This is a genomic window from Enterococcus aquimarinus, from assembly GCF_001885765.1.
GTDB classification, from domain to species: Bacteria; Bacillota; Bacilli; order Lactobacillales; family Enterococcaceae; genus Enterococcus_I; species Enterococcus_I aquimarinus.
On sequence record NZ_JXKD01000014.1, the window covers coordinates 59,509 to 76,863 of the forward strand.

At 39.6% G+C, this 17,355-nt stretch carries 11 protein-coding genes; all 11 read left to right on the forward strand.

Translation table 11 applies throughout. From position 1 onward, the window contains the following. The first annotated feature begins 148 nt into the window (after positions 1 to 148). On the forward strand, positions 149 to 1,285 hold the full coding sequence (locus tag RU93_RS09355) for an exonuclease SbcCD subunit D (RefSeq protein ID WP_071875361.1): 1,137 nt from the start codon (positions 149 to 151) through the stop codon (positions 1,283 to 1,285). Beyond that, positions 1,286 to 4,396: an AAA family ATPase gene (locus RU93_RS09360; protein ID WP_071875362.1), complete on the forward strand. Its 3,111-nt coding sequence runs from the start codon at positions 1,286 to 1,288 to the stop codon at positions 4,394 to 4,396. A gap of 13 nt (positions 4,397 to 4,409) precedes the next feature. Then, positions 4,410 to 7,586 (forward strand): DEAD/DEAH box helicase, encoded by a 3,177-nt coding sequence (locus RU93_RS09365; RefSeq protein WP_071875363.1) that lies wholly within the window; start codon positions 4,410 to 4,412, stop codon positions 7,584 to 7,586. A 374-nt stretch (positions 7,587 to 7,960) separates the two neighbouring features. Next, positions 7,961 to 8,587: a LysM peptidoglycan-binding domain-containing protein gene (locus RU93_RS09370; RefSeq protein WP_071875364.1), complete on the forward strand. Its 627-nt coding sequence runs from the start codon at positions 7,961 to 7,963 to the stop codon at positions 8,585 to 8,587. Positions 8,588 to 8,839: 252 nt separating this feature from the next. Further along, complete coding sequence (locus RU93_RS09375) at positions 8,840 to 10,579, forward strand: ABC transporter ATP-binding protein (RefSeq protein WP_071875365.1); 1,740 nt, start codon at positions 8,840 to 8,842, stop codon at positions 10,577 to 10,579. A gap of 202 nt (positions 10,580 to 10,781) precedes the next feature. Then, a complete protein-coding gene (gene spxA / locus RU93_RS09380; RefSeq protein WP_071875366.1) occupies positions 10,782 to 11,180 on the forward strand; it encodes a transcriptional regulator SpxA in 399 nt (132 codons plus the stop codon). Between the two features lie 189 nt (positions 11,181 to 11,369). Next, positions 11,370 to 12,104 (forward strand): adaptor protein MecA, encoded by a 735-nt coding sequence (locus RU93_RS09385; RefSeq protein ID WP_071875367.1) that lies wholly within the window; start codon positions 11,370 to 11,372, stop codon positions 12,102 to 12,104. Positions 12,105 to 12,414: 310 nt separating this feature from the next. Further along, a complete protein-coding gene (locus RU93_RS09390; RefSeq protein WP_071875368.1) occupies positions 12,415 to 13,215 on the forward strand; it encodes an alpha/beta fold hydrolase in 801 nt (266 codons plus the stop codon). 13 nt (positions 13,216 to 13,228) lie between these two features. Continuing rightward, entirely contained in the window at positions 13,229 to 14,173 is a 945-nt protein-coding gene (locus RU93_RS09395) for a sensor domain-containing diguanylate cyclase (protein WP_071875369.1), read from the forward strand. Between the two features lie 69 nt (positions 14,174 to 14,242). Then, positions 14,243 to 16,510: a putative bifunctional diguanylate cyclase/phosphodiesterase gene (locus RU93_RS09400; RefSeq protein WP_071875370.1), complete on the forward strand. Its 2,268-nt coding sequence runs from the start codon at positions 14,243 to 14,245 to the stop codon at positions 16,508 to 16,510. A 62-nt stretch (positions 16,511 to 16,572) separates the two neighbouring features. Continuing rightward, complete coding sequence (locus RU93_RS09405) at positions 16,573 to 17,280, forward strand: competence protein CoiA (protein ID WP_071875371.1); 708 nt, start codon at positions 16,573 to 16,575, stop codon at positions 17,278 to 17,280. The last annotated feature ends 75 nt before the right edge of the window (positions 17,281 to 17,355 follow it).

Below are 17,355 nucleotides of genomic sequence, written 5' to 3' on the forward strand. Positions count from 1 at the left end.
AGTTGAAGGATCAGCATTTGCTTATTGCAAAAAAGGCGAATCAATTCCACGTAATTGGCTTCTGGTAAAGATTTTCTGCGTGAAGCATTTTCGCAACGAACGCGAAAGTGGTATAATGGTGAGAAGAACATTTTTCAGGAGGGGTAAGATGCGGTTTTTACATACGGCCGATTGGCATATCGGTAAAAAGCTCCATGGATACGATTTACTCAAAAATCAACAAAGGGCAATGGATGAAATCTTGATGATTGCCAAACAAGAAGCGGTCGATGCCATTGTCATTGCCGGTGATTTGTATGATCGCTCGGTTCCTGGAGTGGAATCGGTCGCATTGCTCAATCAACAACTCATTAAAATCAATTTAACCGAAAAATTTCCGATACTTGCTATTTCGGGTAATCATGATTCGAGCACGCGCTTGGCAACGGGGAGTCCTTGGTATCACCAAACGCAATTTCATCTACATACGACCATTGAAGAGGCGTTGACACCAGTAGAATTGGAAGACGTCCAATTTTTTCTCTTACCTTATTTTGAACCGATTGCGACACGCTTGTTTTTCGCGGATGAGGAGATTCGGACGATTTCCCAAGCCGTCTTGCGTGTGGTGGAAGCGATGATGGCTTCGTTTGATCCGACTAAAAAACACGTGTTAGTGACGCACTTTTTTGTGGCAGGCAGTTTGCGGACCGATTCGGAGACGATGATTGAAGTAGGCGGACTCGACGCGGTACCGGTGGATGTCTTTGAGGCCTTTGATTATGTGGCGTTAGGACACTTGCATTCAAAAAATGCGCTAAAAACAGGGAAAGTTCGCTATAGTGGTTCGCTTTTAAAATATTCGTTATCCGAACTGAATGATGAAAAAGGGGTCTGGATTATTGATACCGATACCCCAGAATTGACACCGATCTTTCATCCATTGACACCACTCCAAGACATGAAAGTCGTTGAAGGAAGTTTCAAGGAACTGACAGATCCTGCTTTTTATCAAACGTTTGATCGTGAGGCATTTTTACATGTCTTATTGACGGATCAGGGAGTGATTCCGAATATGATGAATCAATTACGCGCTATTTATCCGAATATTTTATCGGTGGAACGATTGAATGGTCATGAAGTTGTGATGAAAGAACGCCAGCAACGTCTAGAAAAACAATCACCGCAAGCTTTGTCGCAACAATTTTTTACTGACATGACTGGATCGACTTTTACGACGAAGCAACAACAGTGGTTAGAAAGAGGTCTGGCGGTAGCAAACGATACAGAAAAGAGGGATAACTAGGTGCAACCACGTCAATTAACGTTACGAAATTTTGGTCCTTTTATTCATGAAACGATTGATTTTAGTGAGTTTGAAGAGGGGGGACTCTTTTTAATTAGTGGCAAAACGGGAGCCGGGAAGACAACGATTTTTGATAGTATGACCTATGCCTTGTTTGGTGAAACGACAGGACAACAGCGCTCAGGTAAAGAAATGCGTTCCTTGTTCGCTTCGCCGGATGAGATGACTTCAGTGACTTTTCTCTTTGAACATCAAAACATGTTCTATCAAGTCGAACGCGCGCCCGAACAAACGCTTCGCAAAAAGCGCGGCGAGGGCACGACGAGTCAAGCAAGTAAAGTCTCCTTAACGATTTACGATGCCGCGATGAAAGAACTAAAACAACTCACAAAGCGTGGCGAAGTCGATACCTTTATTCAAGACCTTTTGCAACTCGATGCGAAACAATTCTTTCAAATTATTTTGTTACCTCAAGGAGAGTTTCGTAATTTCTTGATTGCGTCGAGTGCGGAAAAAGAAAAACTGTTACGCAATGTTTTTGGAACAGCACTCTACCAACGCTTAACGGACTGGTTGCATGAAGAGCAACGTCAAAAAGCGCAAGAACTTGAGAAACAAAAGCAACAAATTCTCACTTTAGGGGAACAATTTCTCTGGACAGGGGAACGCAAAACGGCCTTAACCATTCCAGAAACGTTTACGGTTTGGGAACAAGACATGTCGTTGTTAGCGGCTGCTATCGAGCAAACAACCGACGAACATCTCCGCTTACAAACGAGCAAACAGGCCGCAGAACAAGAATTTTACGCAGCAAAGACGCTTCATGCCCAAAAGTGTGCGCATGAAGAACGAGTAGCAGCTTTTGAAAAGTTGCAACAGCAAGCACCAATCATACAGGCGCAAAAAGAACGACTGACTTTTTTACAACAATTAGAAAAAGATCAATCGTTGCTACAACAAGTCGCCCAGTCGCGTTTACTCTATCAAGAAAAAACGCAAGCACTTGCCAACCTGACAATAGAATATGACGCGCTTGTCGCAGAAAAAGCCCAATGGGAAAATCAACAAGCGACGATTCAAGCGCACAAACAAGCATTAAGTGAACAGACGACCGAGCGCGACCACTACGAGCGCTTACTCCCGATGGCACAAGAAATGGTGTTCTATCAAGAGCAGTTTGAAACAGTACAAAATCAACGTCGCAACAATCAAGCGCAACTTGATCTCATAGAAAAGAAGTTGCAGGAAATTGCCGAAGAAATCAGTGCCGTAACGCTTGTGTTGAAAGAAAAAGAAGCGTTATCCGCACTGGAAGTGGCGTTAGTTAAGATGAAAGGCCAAGTTGATCTGTGGGAAGAAAAACAGCAAGGGTTAAATCAGATCGATCATGCGCTCGAACAAAAAAATCAACAAATGAGCGAAGTGCAAGCAGAACTGGCGCAAGCAACGGATCGTGTGACAGTCAAAGAAGCGCTCTTTAAACAACGACAAAGCGAGTACGCCCAAAGTCAAATTACGTATTGGCGTTCGAAGTTATTGCCAGGAGAAGCTTGTCTCATTTGTGGCTCACTGGAACATCCAGCGTTAAATAGTGAAGTCGATAGCCATCTAACGCAAGACACAATCACTGAAGAAGAAGTGCAAGCAGCACAACAAGCGTGGGAACAGGCAAGGAATCAGATGCTTACAATCAATCAACAGTTGGAGCAGCGACTCTTTGAACAAGGCATTTTGCGGACACAACAAGAGACGTTACAAGAAGACATTCAACGGATCGAGCGAGCGTTTGTCGTTGAATTTGCAGTTGAAGAAGGCCTTTCACCAAAAGCCGGTTACGAGCAGACCCAAGGCATTTTTAACGAAAAAAAAGACCACTATACTCAAGCTCTAGATCAAATGGATGCACTCGAGAAGCAACAGCAGTCTTACGTAACCGAAAAAGCGGAATTACTTGAGAAAATGAGCATGCTCGACAAGCAAACGATTCAACTGCAAACCCAACTGGATCATTTAGCAAAACAGCTCGGTTCCTTTTCACTGTTAGAACTACAAACGATGATTGGCGAGCGGACACAACGCATTGATTCCTTACAAGGAACGATTCAGGAGTATGAACGCGCTGGAGAACGTTTGGCTAACCAACAACTCGTTTTATCTGAAAGAAAAGACGTTTGGTGTGAGCAATTGAAGGAATGCGAGAAGCAGTTACACCATCATGAAGCGCAAATCGCAAGCTGTTTAGAAGCTTACGCACCACTTATAACGGAAGAACATTTGCGGTCACGCTTAGTGGAACTGGCGGATATTTCGCCGTTAGTCAAAGAAGTGACGGATTATGAAGAACAGTGGAAGATTTTACATCATCGCATTACAGAAGAAGCCGTGCTAACGACACTGGCTTGGCCCGATTTAGCGGTACTTGAAGCGGCCTATGAACAGGTGAAAGAACAAGAGACGCTTGCTTACAAAGCATTACTCGAACAGCGAAATCAACAAACACGCAATCAAGCATTGATCGAACAGTTACACGTTTTATGGCAAAAAAATCAAGACGCGCTTGAGGAATTAGGCGAGTTGCAACATCTATCGGCGACGTTACGCGGGGATAATCCGGAAAAATTGAGTTTGGAACGCTATTTGTTACAATCTTTTTTACAAGAAGTGTTAATGGTAGCCAATCAGCGCTTAGTCAAATTAACGCGCGGACGGTATCAATTTTTATTAGCTGAAGAAAAAGGTAGTTACCGCAATTCCACCGGTTTAGAAATCAATATTTATGATGATAATGCCGGTACGACACGCCGTTCTCAAACTCTTTCAGGCGGTGAAAGTTTCATCGCGGCCCTCGCACTCGCTCTTTCCTTAGCGGATGTGATTCAACAACAATCCGGCGGGGTATCGATCGAGGCGTTGTTTATTGATGAAGGATTTGGTTCGTTAGATGAAGAGTCGCTTGAAATGGCGCTTGAAGCATTAGAGATGATTGAACAAGAAGGACGGTTAATTGGAATTATTAGTCACGTCAGGGAATTAAAAGACCGGATTGTCCAACAATTAATTGTTGAGACGAATGGGGCCGGACAAAGTCAAACTAGAACGAAAATAGGATAGGTGGGATTCGAAAATGAAGTGGAGTATACCAGAGCGAGTCATTGAACGAGGTCGTGATTACTTAAAAGAAAATCGTGTCTTATCCGTTGTGCCAGATCTTGATAATCAAGTATGGCATGCCGAAGTCTTAGGAAGTGAGTTATACCGCATCGACTTAGACTCGACAGCGAAAGAAGAGGATTATTGTCAGTGTCCTTATTGGGAAGAACATCATTTTTGTAAGCACACCGTAGCCGTTGAATTGTACTTAAGACAAAAAGGCTTGACGCGTCAAATGAAGGGTGAAGTGGCGAAAAATCCAGTTGCCTTTTCACCATCAGAAATGTTTTCCAAAGGGTTTTATCGCTTACAAGAAGAACAACAACCTTTGGCGATGATCTTGCCGTTAGAAATCCAGTGCCAAATGGATAGCATTCCAACGAATCCGTATCGCAGGGAACTGGACGTCTTAGGGATTAGCTTGAAAGTCGGGTTAAAAGAGGGGCGCAAGTATGTCGTTAAGAATATCTATAAGTTTTTACAAGTCTATCAAGAAAGTAAAATTTATAGTGGCATCAAGCAAGGGAATTATTATCTACATGCGAACGCCTTTTCAGCTGAAGAAAATGTGGTCTTACAACAGTTATTACAAATAGCGCAAACGCAACAATTATTAGGCCAAGTCGGCGTGCAAGTCAATGGTCAATTAGATAAAAAATATGTCTTATTGCCAGTGAATGAAAGTAAGACGTTCGTTCAACAAATGCAAAAAGTAGATTTTTTATTTCAAGATGGTGACGTTCGTTATTCGACGGTGGTCTTTACCGACGAGCCGAGTCCGCTGGCTTTTTCGTTAAAAGCACAAGAAGATGGGTATGAATTAACGCAAGAACAAACGTTTGAACGCCTTTATCAAGCCTATCATTGGGGGATTTTTGAAGGTAAAATGTATGAATTAAGTGCGGAAGCGATGGAAGTTTATTTAACCACGATGCAACTAATGAAACGGATTGAGACGCCCCATATTCGCTATCCTAAAAAGGAATTATCATTATTATTCCGCCAAGTCTTACCATTTTTACGTAAAATTGGTCAAGTGAACATTTCAGATGCTGTCTATGAGGCTGTTAGTGAAGAACCACTAGAAATCATTCTTTATTTTCGACGTAAACAAGGGAAGATTGATGTGCGCGTGGATTATCGTTATGGCGAAATTGTGTTTTCAAGTCATCCTGCGTATCAATACTTACCTGAAAATGCGCCAGAAGTTTTACGCGATTATCAAGGAGAAAAACGAGCGATTCAGCTCTTAGAACAATTTAAATTTAGTCAAGTTCCTCAAGGTGGTTGGCAAAAAGATATTCCAAAAGGGACGAGTCTCTATCAATTTTTCACCCACGAAATCCCAGTGTTTCGTCAAATTGGAAAAGTACATCTAGGGAAAAAACTGAAAGAACTCTATCTTGAAGGAAAAGAATTTAAACCCGTCATTGAAGTGCGTCAAGAAGACTCTTGGTTAAATGTCTCGTTTGATATTTCAGGCATCGATGCCCAAGAAGTCCAAGAAGTCTTACGGAGTTTGTTGCGTCAAGAGGCTTTTTATACGTTGAAAGATGGGAAAGTTCTTTCGTTAACCGACGATCAATTTCAAGAAACAAGTCGCATGTTACAACAATTACGCCAACAACTAAAAAGTGATTCTTCGATGTTTGAAGTGCCATTATATCAAGGATTACAGCTGCAAGAGCAACTGGGAGATCAGGCGAGTTTTAGTCAAAGTTTTGATACGTTGACGCAACATTTAACGGCACCGCAGACATTTGAAGCGCAACTGCCGCAACAGATCCAAGCCGATTTACGAGAATATCAAGTACACGGTTTTCGCTGGCTAAAAATGTTGAGTCATTATCATTTTGGAGGCATTTTAGCCGATGAAATGGGTCTAGGAAAAACGCTTCAGACGATTACATTCTTGTTATCTGAAAAGGAAACGAAGCAAACGATTAAAACGTTAATCGTGACGCCAGCTAGTTTGACGTACAATTGGCATCAAGAATTAAAACGGTTCGCGCCTGATTTATCGAGTGTCGTGGTGCATGGAACGAAAGATGAGCGGGAGCGCTTGTTGATGAGCGACCAAGAAATTTTTATTACCTCTTATACGAGTTTGCGACAAGATATTGAGACGTACCAAGAATTAGCGTTTGATTACTTGATTCTAGATGAAGCGCAGATGGTTAAAAATAGTTATACGAAGACGGCTCAAGCGTTGCAATCGTTGATGATTCCGCGGAAATTTGCTTTAAGTGGAACACCGATTGAAAATAATTTAGATGAATTATGGGGCTTATTCCAGTTAATTATGCCAGGTTTTTTCCCGACGCGTCAAAAATATCGGGAATTATCGGCCGAAGAAATTGCCCGTATGGTCCAACCGTTTGTGTTACGACGTGATAAGAAAAGTGTGCTCAAAGACTTACCAGATAAAATTGAACGCAATTATTATAGCGGCTTAACCGATGAACAAAAGAAAGTGTATCTTGCTTACTTACAACAAATGCGCGAAGAAGTGACCGATATGGATAGCGCGACGTTCCGTAAGAGCCGAATTTCCATTTTAGCTGGGTTGACTCGTTTACGCCAAATTTGTTGCGATCCTCACTTGTTTATTGAAGATTACGAAGGAACTTCAGGCAAATTAGAGCAAGTCAAAGATTTAATTGCGACGGCGATTACAAATAAACGTCGTATCTTGTTATTCTCACAATTTACCGGAATGTTGACCATTTTAGAACAAGCATTAGCTGAGATGGGTGTTTCGACCTTCTATCTACGCGGAAGTACACCGCCAAAAGAGCGGGTAGAAATGGTGGATGCCTTTAATGCCGGCGAAAAAGAAGTTTTCTTAATTTCATTAAAAGCAGGTGGAACCGGGCTGAACTTAACCGGTGCTGATACGGTCATCTTGTATGACTTGTGGTGGAATCCAGCGGTCGAAGAACAAGCCGCAGGTCGCGCGCATCGCATGGGTCAAAAGAAAGTCGTGGAAGTATGGCGCATGATTGCTGAAGGCACGATTGAAGAACGCATGGAAGCATTACAACATGAGAAAAGGGAACTCTTCCAAAAAGTCATCCAAGGTAATGAAACACAACTGCAACAATTGACAGAAGAAGATATTCGCCTCATCTTAAGTATTGGCGAGGAATAAAACGTCGGATGAACCAAAGAATTTGTATTTGGTTCATCCTTTTTCTCTTCCATTATCATTTGAATCGTAATCGAGGAGAAAGCTTGGTATCAGTGCTTTTTTTCGTTAGTTAAAAGCGAAAGTTCGTTTTTGATGCTGGAACTGGTGGCGGTATCATTTTCTTGTTAAAGAAAATCATTTGCTCCTCTTTTTAATAAAGAAAAAGTGACGAACACTTGTTTTTTTACTTTTTTATCGTGTTTTTATCTTGTAAACTCTTGTCGAAAAACTGTGATATTTTTCTATCGTTTTGAAACGGTCATGCAATAATGTCATGATAATCTATGTGTAGTACCAAGTGAGGTACAAATACATTGTAGAGAGGATTTTTTCAATTGAAAAAATTTGCATTAACATTTGTTGCTAGTTTAGGTTTATTTGCCGGAGGCGTGATGGTATCGGCGGATGAAGTAACTCATGTCGTGAAACCTGACGATACATTATCAGGATTAGCTTTGACTTATGGCACAACCATTGATCAATTACTATCTTTGAATAGTCAGATTATTAATCCGGATCTTATTTTTGATGGTGATACCCTCATCATTGCGACGGATGAACCGATAAATACCAACAATTATGAATCAACACCCGAAGAAACTGCGCCAGTAGTTGACGCGCAACCACAATCAGAAGTAGTTGAAACAACTACACAAGCGACTCAAGAACAAGTAAGCATTCCTAGTTCAGGTACAGGTGTCTTAAATCCCGTTGATGGTATTAACTACTATAACGGAGTGAAGGAGTCTTACTATTCACAGAAAGTTCTGGCAGGTGGAGGTCTGAATATTCCAGGTCGTCATGTTGCGGCTGATGGCACGATTCGTGACGCTGACAACTACATTGTTGTGGCAAGTGATACCCAAGCGAAAGGCTCAACTGGCCAATCTTCATTAGGCGCCTATAAAGTTTACGATACAGGTGTCGGTCATTCTGGGATTGACGTTTATACAAACTGGTAAAATCGAATAGTCAATAAAAATAGCATTGCGGCAAGATCAAATGGATCTTGTTGCAATGCTTTTTTTGTTTGAAAAAATCGGGATAAAAGCTGGTTGGAAAAAACGATAGAAAGAGAATTACAGAGGATTGCTCGTTTATCTAGGATTTTACACTTTTTTTTGCTATGATTATTTAAGAAACAATCGTTGTCATTCACTGGAATCGTTTGTTTTTTGAATTTGTCACGTCATTATTGGAAGGAAGGTTTTGATTTGTTAAAACGTTTTTTTAGTTATTATCAACCATATAAAAGGTTGTTCTTATTGGATTTTTGTTGTGCCATTTTAGCAGGAATCTTAGAACTCGCCTTTCCCATAGCGGTCAATCAAGTCATTGATCGGATTATGCCACAAAATAATTTTCGCTATGTCTTGCTGGCTAGCTTAGGGTTGCTAATTTTTTATATGATCAATACGGTATTGCAATATATTGTCGTCTACTTCGGCCATGTGTTAGGGGTGAATATTGAAACGGATATGCGCAATGAGTTATTTAATCATTTACAACATCAATCATTTGAGTATTATGATAATCGAAAGACAGGGAAATTGATTAGTCGCTTGACGACGGATTTATTTGAAATCTCCGAGGTGGCGCACCACGGTCCAGAAGATGTCTTTATTACGATTATGACGTTAGTTGGAGCATTTCTATTAATGTTACAAATGCACGTTCAATTGGCGTTTGCCACGTTTTCGATGGTGCCGCTCATTATGTTTGCTTTAGTCTTTTTTAATCAAAAAATGACCAAAGTCAATACGACGATTTATGAAAATTTAGGTAATTTTAATGCTGGCGTCGAAGCGGCTGTTGGTGGCATTCGGGTGACCCAATCGTTTGCCAATGAACCATTTGAAAAGGACCGTTTTCGCTTATTGAGTGAAGGTTATCGCCAAGCTAAAATTATTTTTTATAAAATGATGGCGGTTAGTTCCTCTTATAATTATTTTATGATTCGCTTGATTAATTTATTTGCTTTGATTTTTGGAGCGTATTACACGATTAAAGGGGAATTAACGTACGGTCAGTTTGTCGGATTTATTCTCTTATCCAATGTTTTTGTGCGTCCGATTGAAAAAGTGAATACGATGATTGAAAGTTATCCAAAAGGGATTGCCGGCTTTAAACGTCTGACAGAAGAGCTCGATAAAAAGCCGACGATTGTCGATGCGCCCAACGCAGTGGCGGTCGATCACTTAAAGGGAGAAATTGTGTATGAAGATGTGTCTTTTGCTTATGAAGACCATACGAAAGTCTTGAATCACCTCTCATTAAAGATTCGTGCAGGCGAAACGATTGCCTTTGTCGGACAAAGTGGTTCAGGCAAAACAACGTTGTGTAATTTACTCCCGCGCTTTTATGAGGCAACGGGTGGTAAGATTACGATTGATGGGATGAATATCAAAGAGATGACTCTTTCCTCGCTTCGCCATCAAATCGGAACGGTTCAACAAGATGTCTTTCTTTTTCCAGGGACAATTCGCGAAAATATTGCTTATGGGAAATTGGATGCGACAGAAGCCGAGATTGTTCAAGCGGTGAAACTCGCTCACTTAGAGAATGTCATTAATCAAATGGAAGCCGGCCTTGACACGGTTGTGGGCGAGCGTGGCGTGAAATTGTCGGGTGGCCAAAAGCAACGGGTAGCCATTGCACGAATGTTTCTGAAAAATCCACCTATTTTAATTTTAGATGAGGCTACCTCAGCGCTGGATACGGAAACGGAAACGGTGATTCAAGAATCGCTTCATTCGTTGGCGCAAGGACGGACGACTTTAATTATTGCGCATCGCCTGGCCACGATTAAACATGCGACGCGGATTGTCGTCATGAGTGATCAAGGGATTTTAGAAGAAGGAACGCATGCCAGTCTAATGGCGAAACATGGCGCTTACCGCAAACTTTATGATGCTCAGTTTCATGAGGAAAACACAGAGTCTTTTCTTGATTGAGCGACTAATTGATGGAAGGGATGCATGACGCATAAATGTTTAGCTTAAGTAGCGTCCGTATCCTAACCTTTCAATTATTTTCAAGAAAAATCCATGAAGAGGTCTAGTATTTCACAAAAGAGTACGTTATAATAAATAGAATAATGAAACATGTTTTCGATTGCTGTTCTTTTGTTTTTAATAAGAAAAGGAGTGATGCACGTTGTTAACACTTTATACTTCCCCAAGCTGTACATCATGCCGCAAAGCCCGTGCTTGGTTACAGGAGCACGAAATTCCTTTTGTTGAGCGAAATATTTTTTCAGAGCCGTTAAATATTTCCGAGCTAAAATCAATTTTACAAATGACGGAAGATGGCACAGAAGAAATTATTTCGACTCGTTCTAAAGTGTTTCAGAAGTTGAACATGGATTTAGATGATCTGCCACTCAAAGAGTTGTTAGAATTAGTCCAAGATAATCCAGGGTTATTAAGACGTCCGATTATGGTCGATGAAAAACGTCTACAAGTTGGGTTTAATGAGGATGAAATTCGTCGCTTCTTACCACGAGATGTTCGCCAATTAGAATTGCGTCAAGCACAGTTGATGTCAGGATTGTAAACAATAATGATCGAGAAGGTACGCCAATCATGGTTTACCTTCTTTTTTGGCTCTATCTTGGATAAATGGATCAGAAATGAAGAATATCCAAAGATAAACAGTGGAATAACTGATTTTCCTTTACATTTAAAATTCTTTCGTTACAATAAAACATAGAAGGATAAGTAAAGTGAGGTGTAGCTAACGACGATGGAAATGGAGCATATTAACGAAAATACGATACGCGTTCTAATTAAAAGTGAAGATTTAGCTGCTCGCGGGTTCACTTTTATTGATTTACTAGGTAATCAACAAGAAATTGAAAATTTCTTTTACAGTATTTTAGAAGAAGTTGATGTAAATGATGAATTCAAAAGTAGCGAAGCAGTCACGTTTCAAGTTTTACCAAAAGGAGACGGACTGGAGTTGTTTATTAGCAAAAATATTTCGGCTGAAGAGTTTGGCTCTTACGAAATGTTTTCGAATCAATTTACAGAAGATGAACTGTTGTCATTTTTAGATCAAGAGGAAACCGACGAAGAAGCAGAAATTCTAGACAGTATGATTGAAGCGATTGACGATAAAAATGCCGCAAAAATGAGCAATAGTCAGATAGAAAAACCAAAGAAAAAGCCGAAAAACAAGAAAGTGGTCGTTCCTCGAGACTATGTGTTTGAGTTACTTAATTTTGAGGCCGGGGTTTATTTAGCCGGTGCTGTTGATTTAGAAGATGCGAAGACGAATTTAGTCAACATGGATAATCATTATTATTTAAGCGTGCATTTCCCTGCGGAAGTATCAGAAGGTGAAATCAAAAACAAGATTGCGCATCTAGCGGAGTTTGCCCGATTGAGTGAAGGGTCACCCGATGTGTTATTCGAGCATGGTCAAATCATTATGGCCGAGGATGCGCTGGGAACGATCAAAAAATATTTTATCGCGTAACTTGTACAAGCAACCGTCAACTTGAGGTGGTTGCTTGTTTTTTATCTTTTAAAGTGAAAAAATACACAAGTTGAAGGCGTATTATTTTTTCAGTAAGTTAACGGTAAACGACTCGACGGAATCAAGTAAACATTTTTTAGAAAAGAAAGGGAGGTAGCCCTATCATCAGTTTAACATTCGTGTTAATATGAGTGTGTTTGTTTTTTTTTAAACTGTCAGAGAAGACTATTGGAAAAGACAAATAACTGTTTATTCACATGTTTTTTAAATGATTGAAGCATGATAAAAATAAATGAAAAGGTGGATGATTATGAGTAACGATATTCAAAAACGTCATCATTTAACGATTCGCGGAAATGGTGAGCAACATATTTTATTTATTCATGGCTTTGCTTCCAGTCAAGAAGCATGGAGCTGGATTACACCTGCATTTGAGGCAGATTATACCTTAATCTTGCTTGACTTAGTTGGATCAGGAAAATCCGATAAAACGGCCTATCAAAGTGAGCGTTATCAAAGTTTGATGGGATACGTCGACGATTTAATTGAACTTTGTGATACGTTACAATTTAAAGATCTCATTGTCATTGGACATTCAGTGGGCGGTTTGCTAGGGTTATTACTCGCGAATCAACGACCCGATTTAGTCCGCCAAGTACAAGTAATCGGCGCTTCCCCACGTTATTTGAATGATTTACCAGAGTATTTCGGTGGGTTTGAGCGTGAAAATGTTGATCAAATCTTAGAGATGATGGAATTAAACTATGCCGGCTGGGCGAGTTATTTAGCACCGGTAGCGTTACCAATATCGGAAGGACAAGCGCAAACAGATTATGTCCAAGCGAGTTTTTTGTCGAGTGATCCTAAAACTACTTATGAATTCTTAAAAATCACGTTACTTGTTGATTATCGTGATTTGTTAAAAGAAGTCCAGACGGATACCGTTATTTTACAATGTTCCGAAGATAGTTTTGTACCAATAGAAGTGGCGGAGTATATGGCGCAAGAAATAAAGAATAGTCAGTTACATGTTTTGTCTGCAAAAGGACATTATCCTCATGTCAGTCATCCAGAGGAAACAATTGCAGCTATCAAACACTACTTGAAATAGAGGGTAATGACAGATGTATGATAAAAGAAGGCAATGCTCAATCATTGCATTAGTGACGTTAGATTTATCGGGTAATATCCTGGCTGCCAACCAACGCTTTTTAGAGTTAGTTGGTTATTCAGAGAAGGAACTTTATGGAAATCATATCGAAAAAGTCATGAACAATGGTTCGAGGTTTTTCTTTCATTCGATGATTTATCCTAAAATTAGAATGGAACATCAAGTGACAGAGGCCTATTTGTTATTACAAACAAAAGAAAAAGAGTTATTGACAGTGATGTTCAACGCGCAACTCTTTGAAGAGGAAATGATCATCGATTGTTTTATTTTGCAAGATAAACAACGGATGGAACATCTCAAAGAAATTCGTGCTATTAATGAAGCGTTAGAAGTCGCTTTGAAGGAAAAAATTATGTTACACGAAGAACTTGTTCATGCGAATCAAAAAATGAAACGTTACGCAGAGCTTGATTTTTTAACGGGCTTATACAATCGCCGGATGTTCATAAAAAAATTAAAACAGATGTACCAAGCGTTTTCAGAGCAAGACCGTGTATTTTCGATTTGTATTTTTGATATTGATTACTTTAAGAAAGTCAATGATCAATACGGTCATCTCACGGGGGACGCGGTAATAGCTGGAATTGCAGAAGAGATGCGTCGATTTTTTGATGATAGTTGTATTTTAGCCCGTTTTGGTGGCGAAGAGTTTATTCTTTTGTTACCGGATTTGGATAAAAATAGGAGTATTGCAATGATTGAAGAATTTCGGAAGCATATTAAGTGTCAAAAGTGGCAAGGTGTATCGGTTTCGATTAGTTTTGGACTGCAGACTATTAACTATCCGAGTGAACTGGACGATATTATTATTCAAGCGGATCAAGCGCTTTATGCGGCTAAACGTTTGGGACGTGATCAAGTCGTTCACAGAGGAGAGATGGACGAATCAGTCTCTTAAAAAATTATTTCACAAAAACACTTGATGGTAAAGTAATCAATTTGCATTCTTACTAAAGGAGGTTAACCAGTGAGAAGAGATAAAATAAAATCCATCGAAATTAATTATTTCCTCGTCCCATTTTCAATTATATTATTCGTAACGGGCATCATTACTTATATGACAGTGAGTGTCAGAGTTGAGGAGGAATATCAGGAACTTAAAAATACCACATTAGAAATTGCCAAAAGCTATTCTAGTAGCCTCTATCAAGCGAATCAATCTTCTGAAATTATTACAGAATTACTTGATGAAAAAATTAGATTGGCAAGTCAAGCCATTATGCTGATTGAAGATAAAGAAGACAATCAAGCCCTACAATCGATATCTGAAACCTTTCAAATCGATCAAATCAATCTTTTTAGTCCTGCAGGAGAGATTTTGTATAGTACGAATGAGGAACAGTTAGGTTGGAAGGTCTATGATGATCATCCCGTAAACGCCTTTATGACTAGTGGAAAAACGATTTTAATCGAAGAAGTTCGACGTGATACAGAAGATGGACGTTTGTATAAGTTTGGTTATGCGAAAAATCCGGATGGGAGTGTTGTCCAGTTAGGGATTTTAGCAGAAAATATCCAAGCGATATTGGCAGACTTTGAACTGTCGAATTTAGTCAATAAAATTGCTGATAGGGATGATGTGCAAGATGTCTTTTTTATTAATAATTCATATGAGATTGTCAGTAGTAATCTGAATGAAATGATTGGTAGAAATGTTGAAGAGAGTGAATTACGAACGGAATTAGCCGAAAATCGTATTGAAATAAACCGTGTGCAATTATCATCTGGAAATTACTACCGGATTGCGGTACCGATTTTCTCTGAGAATGAGAAGATTGGGAGCTTGTTGTTACGTTGGCCGACTGATAAAATCGTTCGAGCGGTGACGCAAATTGTCTTATTTGGCGTGGGTATTTTCTTTATTGCGATTTTGATTACAGGTGGGATTCTTTTTTATGCCTATCGCAAAAGTAAAGCCAATATCAAAATTGCTTATTATGATGAGTTGACGGGTTTACCGAATAGTAAATATTTGATGGACCATTTAGAAGATATTTTAGGTCGTACCCATAAACGTAAAAAAGCGATTTTTCTCTTGAATTTTGTGCGATTTGATAACTTCAATATGACGTATGGTTATAGTTATGGGAATCAGATTTTGAAAAAAATAGTAGCGAGAATTGAGCGTAATTTAGAGGCAGATGAAAAGATATTCCGCTTTGATGGTGACCGTTTCGTGATCGTGTTTAATGACTATCAAGATCAAGCGGCTCTAGATGCACGAGCGGATCAATTGTTGAAGCTTTTTGAAGAGCCTGTCTTAATTGGATTAGAAAAACAATATTTAGAGTTACAAGTAGCTATTGTTGAACTCGCACGCAGTCATGTTTCGACGGATAAGTTATTACAAGATGCCACGTTGGCTATTTCTCATATGAAACATCATCCGACGCTTAAAAAGATTATCTTTAATGATATGATGGCTGATAATTTGAAGCGTCAAGATCAAATTGTGAAAGCTTTACGTAAAGTGATTAGTGGTAAAGAGACAGCAGGCTTTTATTTAATGTTTCAACCAAAGTTAGATTTGGCGACCAATACCATTGTTGGTTTTGAAGCCTTAGCACGACTTAAAGTCGCTGGCCTAGGTAATGTCCCACCGGATGAGTTTATCGCGATTGCTGAAAATGAGTTGCTAATTTTTGACTTAGGAATGACGATTTTGCAGCAAGCCTGTCAGTTTATTCAAAAATTACAACAAATCGGCTACGCGAATATCTCGGTGGCAGTCAATATCTCCGGACATCAATTGCTAAGGGAAGACTTTATAACAAAAATAAAAGATTGCATGTGTGGACATCAAGATTGTAAAACATTATTAGAGTTTGAAATCACCGAATCGGTCTTGTTTGACCACTATGAACAAGTCAATGATATCTTAGGCGAAGTCAAAAAAATGGGGATAAAAACCTCGCTGGATGATTTTGGAACGGGCTTTTCTTCTTATTCCAGACTGGAAGAATTACAAATCGAAAATGTCAAAATCGATAAATTATTTATTGATAAAATTATTGAAGTAGATGAAAAACACTTAATTTTATCTGATATTATTTCGATGTCACACAAGATGGGTCTACAAGTCATTGCTGAAGGGGTCGAAAGTGAAGAGCAAGTCGTTTACCTTCGAAAACATCACTGTGATATGATTCAAGGCTATCATTTAAGTCGACCGTTATTTGACGATCAAGCACTTGATTTTTTAAGAGGATTTAATAAAGATAAAGAGACAAACTGAAATTGTCTTTTGGTAGATGCTTAGCAAGTTGATAAAATAAAAAGGTAAAAAGGCTGGTAGCGATGTCAGTCTTTTTACCTTTTTTAGTAGTATGTTCGATTGTTGTAGAGACCGAAGAGGTAGACATTTATCACCCGTTCAATCCAGGTGTGAAAAAAACTGTCACTGGGCGCTACAGGTTCGAAACGATTCTAACATTAACGAGTGCGACTCCAACATTCTGTCAGAAATTTCTGATTTACGACAACAAATTCGCTCGTTCGTGCGAATCTAATCATGAGGTGAAAATCATGATGATCGCAAAGACAAACCAAGGGAAGCTGGTCGATGCAAGTGACTATCAACCAATCGTTAAATCATCCTTATATTGTCCGGGTTGTGGCGGTAAGGTGATTTTTAAAAAAGGCGTAAAAGTAATCGCTCATTTTGCGCATGTCTCTTTGCGGGATTGTGCCAGTTTTAGCGAAGGAGAGTCCGCGGAGCATTTAGCTGCCAAAGTGTTGCTCAAAGGATGGATGCAGAACGCTATAGTAGAAGCCTATCTTCCACAACTACAGCAAAGACCAGATTTGTTGTGGGGGAAATTAGCAATCGAGGTACAATGTTCACCGCTTTCGTTTACTCGTTATACTGAACGAACAACGCAGTATTTTGTACATGGCTATCTTCCTTGGTGGATTCTAGGTGGAAAACTACGCCCGCATAAAAAATGGACAACCTTTCAAAAAGCGTGTTGTTATTACCAAAAAACGCACGGACTCAAATTATAGAATTTACGGGCGAGAAAACCACTATTTTAATGGTGGAATGATAGCCTGTAGATGTACTGTAAGAATGTAGGGAAA